The following is a 3,505-nucleotide window of genomic DNA, read 5'->3' as shown; positions in this document are numbered from 1 at the left end:
TCTCGGTGGCCACGACGGTGGTGAGCGTGAACAGCTCCGCCCCTTCCATGTAGGGCTCGTAGGCGGCGGCCACCGGCCCCACGCCGTACACGCCGATCACGATGGTGGCGACCACGGTGAACCAGCGCACCGCGTGCTCGGTGTAGCGCGCGAGCAGCCAGTACACGAGGCCGGCCAGCACGGCACCGATCACGCTCGCCGCGATGGTCTCGGTATAGCCGATCGTCATGCGACCGTAGCGCAGGGCGGCGTAGTGCACGCCCACATTGGACATCGTGCTCCCCACGGCCGCCACCACGGTGGCGAGGGGGACTTTGCGCAGCACGACGCGATCGTCGGGATTGAACCAGAAGCTCATGGCGCCAACCTAACGGGGACGCCAAGCCGGTCGTTCCGAGCCGGTCGTTCCGAGCCCGTTGGGCGGGAACGACCGGCTGCTGGCTGCTTTAGGGCGCGGCCGGTGCCAGCTGGCTTTCGATGAACCGGGTCTGGAGGAGCGCGTCGTGCGACCGGCCGTGCGGGTCCTGTCGCGCGCGGATGGCGTTCACCATCTCTAGCGCCGACTGCGTGACCGGTGGGTGCTGGGCGTCGCTTTCGCCCAGCGGAGTCACCCGATCGCCCCACCGCACGAGCAGCGAGCCGAAGGTGAGCCCCCCGCCGAAGCCGGGCATGAGAATGAGGCTGCCGGGCTTCACGCGTCCTTCCCTGAGGGCGTCTACCAGGCTCACCGGCACCGTGGCGGCGCTCATGTTGCCGTACCGCTGCACGGTGAGCATCACGCGCTCCATGGGCACGCCGGCGTACTTGGCCACGGCCTCGATGATGCGCAGGTTGGCCTGGTGCGGCACCACGAGGTCGATGTCGTCGGCGGTCACCCCCGCCGCCTGCATCACCCGCCCGCAGGCGTCGCTCATGCCGTGCACGGCGCGCTTGAAGATCGCCTGCCCGTCGAAGTCCCAGAGGGTGTCGCCGTAATGCAGGTCGCCGTTCACGTACGAGCACCCCATGCCGCGGACGCGCAGCGTCTGGCGCGCTTCGGCGTCGCAGCCGAGGACCGTGCCGATCACGCCACTCGGCGTGTCGCTCGCCTGCAGCACCACCGCCGCCGCGCCGTCGCCGAAGAGCACGGCCACGTTGCGGTTGCTCCAGTCCATGAAGGGGCTGATGTACTCCACGCCGATCACCAGCGCGTTCTGCACCATGCCGCTCTGGATCATCGCCGTGGCGCTCGACAGCCCGTACAGGAAGCTCGTGCAGGCGGTGTTCACGTCCATGGCGGCCGCGCGTGTGGCGCCAAGCGCGAACTGTACGCCGGAGGCCGAGTTGGGCACCTGCTCATCGGGGGAGCAGCTGCCGTACACGATGAGCTCGAGCGCGCTCGCGTCGAGCCCCGCGCAGGCCAGGGCACGTCGGCTCGCCAGCGTGGCCATGTCGATGGCGCTCACGTGCGAGATGCGGCGCTCCTTCATGCCGGTGCGCTGGAGGATCCACTCGTCCGACGTCTCGAGGAACGTGGACAGGTCGTCGTTGGTGAGGACGGCGGAGGGGAGGCCTTCGCCCCAGCCGGTGATGGCGGCGTAGCGGGTCACGGATAGAGTCGCCGGAAGGTGAGGCACCCCAGCGGGGAGACGACGGGGGGCGTGCGGGAACGCTACGGGCGGGGATCAACGGGGACAAGACGGGGGTAGGGTACCGGCGCGGCGGGGCCGCCTGTCCGTGTGCCGATCCCGGCGGCCGGTGTCGGGCGAAACTGCCGTCCCGATGGCCCCGTAGGAGACGCAGCGGTCCCTTTCCCCAATGACGAGGAGTCGTGGATGTTCAAGAAGTTCGCCGCCGAAGCACTTGGTCTTAGCGACATCGGCATCATCGTGTCCCCCAAGGACTACGACAAGGTCGACGCCGACGACTACCTGTTCCACGAGGACCAGGAGCGCATCTTCTTCCTCATCAAGAGCAAGAAGGACGAGTACTGCTTCACGAACTACGCGCTCATCCATGTGGACGGCGAGTCGGCGATCTCGAGCAAGCGGGTGATCAAGCGCTACGACTACGCGCAGTATCCCATCGCCCACGTGACCATCGAGACCGCGGGCACGATCGACCTCGACATCGAACTCAAGTTCCGCATCGGCGAGCATGTGTTCAGCATCGACGTGCGCAAGGATCACATCGAGCAGCTGAAGGACATCTACAAGGCGCTGCACACCATCGGGAAGCTGCAGCGACTCGACGAGCAGGGCCGCGCGCACGCGATGTCGGCGGCGTCGGTGCTGGGCTCGATGCTCAAGATCAACGGGGCCGTGGAGCCGGCCACCGTGGCCTCACACTATCGTACGGTGCTCGAGGAGCTCAACGACGCGGTGCTGCAGCGTCACCTGCGCAAGGACTTCAGCGCCGTCTTTGAGAAGTACATTCACGCCTAAGGGACACTGAACGCTGAAGACCGACAGCTGAAAGCTCCCCCGCAGGTCGCCGCGATCTGTCAGCGCAAAAACCGCCGCGCCACCTGCTCCAGCCGGTCGTCGCCCGCTTTCTCCGCTTCCTGCAGCATCACTTCGACGTACGGCTTGAGGCCGGGCTCGCCCCAGTAGTATCCGGTGGCGCGCTCGGCCAATTCCGTTTCCCCCACGCGTGCCGCTTCGAGCAGCGCCCGCGCGGCGATGCGGTCGTAGTCGGGATCAGTTTTTTCGGGGAGACCGTAATTGCGGCGCGGCTTCTCGCCCTCGGCGTCGTCCCGCAGAAATGCCATCGACATGGGGCCTCCGACAGTGGTGGAACCCTGAAAGCTAGCGGGTTCGAGCGACCGCTGGCAGCAGTTGGGTGCTCAGGCGTGTCGATTCGTCCCTCTTGCGGAGCACTCGGCGCGACTGAACGTTCGGCTGCAATCTCTGCAGTCCAATCCCGACGCCGTGATCAGTGCTGCGCACGTGAAATGCTAGTACAGGTAAGGATTTGGAAAGGGTGAGTGGGTGCGGCGGGCAGTCTGATTAGACTGCAGGAACATGCTGTCGAATCCCTGCTCTGCAGTGATCGCCTGCAGTCCAATACTCGTTAGATGCGCTTCCCAATCGAGAGAACTGAATGAGCGTCACCTCAGATCCCTTCCTTCGGCCCGCAGATCCGCGACCATTCCGAGAGCGCTGGTCGTTCTCCGAGGACCGCCAGCCGCTCGTCGCGCGTGCCAGTTCGGCGCTGCCGGCCCCGCGTCCGGCCGGCGCGCGAATCTTTGCGCGGGCGCTGGTGATCGGTGCCGCTGGGCTGCTGGCGCTGCGCGCGATTGGCGGATGGATCGCCGAACCGCTCGCGCCGGCGACCGCAGCGGCGCCCACGTGGAGTGTCGAGCTGTCCAGCACGTCGTCCAGTTCAGTCTTGGCGTTCGCCTACAGTCGCGAATCCGGCGCGCATCTGCTCCGCGTTCCCGGGCGCGTCGCGGAGCAAAATCGGCGCGTGATCCCCGCCAAGATCGCTGCCGGCGACCTGCATCTGATCTCGCTCGGCTGGGGCC

The 3,505-nt window shown here is 66.9% G+C and carries 5 protein-coding genes; 2 read left to right on the top strand and 3 right to left on the bottom strand.

Translation table 11 applies throughout. The features are described from left to right. Nucleotides 1-358: hypothetical protein (locus ACIQ6O_RS14670; protein WP_396208527.1), on the bottom strand; the 358-nt coding region annotated here is incomplete at its 3' end. Nucleotides 359-446: 88 nt separating this feature from the next. Beyond that, the gene (locus tag ACIQ6O_RS14665; RefSeq protein ID WP_396208526.1) at nucleotides 447-1,589 is read right to left on the bottom strand and encodes a ketoacyl-ACP synthase III; all 1,143 of its coding nucleotides are present in this window, start codon (nucleotides 1,587-1,589) and stop codon (nucleotides 447-449) included. Nucleotides 1,590-1,814: 225 nt separating this feature from the next. Between ACIQ6O_RS14665 and ACIQ6O_RS14660 the strand changes: the two genes are divergently transcribed. Beyond that, a complete protein-coding gene (locus ACIQ6O_RS14660) occupies nucleotides 1,815-2,423 on the top strand; it encodes a PH domain-containing protein (protein WP_396208525.1) in 609 nt (202 codons plus the stop codon). Nucleotides 2,424-2,482: 59 nt separating this feature from the next. Here the strand turns inward: ACIQ6O_RS14660 and ACIQ6O_RS14655 are convergent, their stop codons facing one another. Continuing rightward, nucleotides 2,483-2,755 (bottom strand): hypothetical protein, encoded by a 273-nt coding sequence (locus ACIQ6O_RS14655; protein WP_396208524.1) that lies wholly within the window; start codon nucleotides 2,753-2,755, stop codon nucleotides 2,483-2,485. A 326-nt stretch (nucleotides 2,756-3,081) separates the two neighbouring features. Between ACIQ6O_RS14655 and ACIQ6O_RS14650 the strand changes: the two genes are divergently transcribed. Beyond that, nucleotides 3,082-3,505 (top strand): hypothetical protein (locus ACIQ6O_RS14650; protein ID WP_396208523.1); only part of this gene is annotated, 424 nt, incomplete at its 3' end.

This window comes from Gemmatimonas sp. (assembly GCF_044345575.1).
Lineage (GTDB): Bacteria > Gemmatimonadota > Gemmatimonadetes > Gemmatimonadales > Gemmatimonadaceae > Gemmatimonas.
Note: the sequence above shows the minus strand (reverse complement) of the source record. Positions and strands in the feature narration are given on the sequence as shown.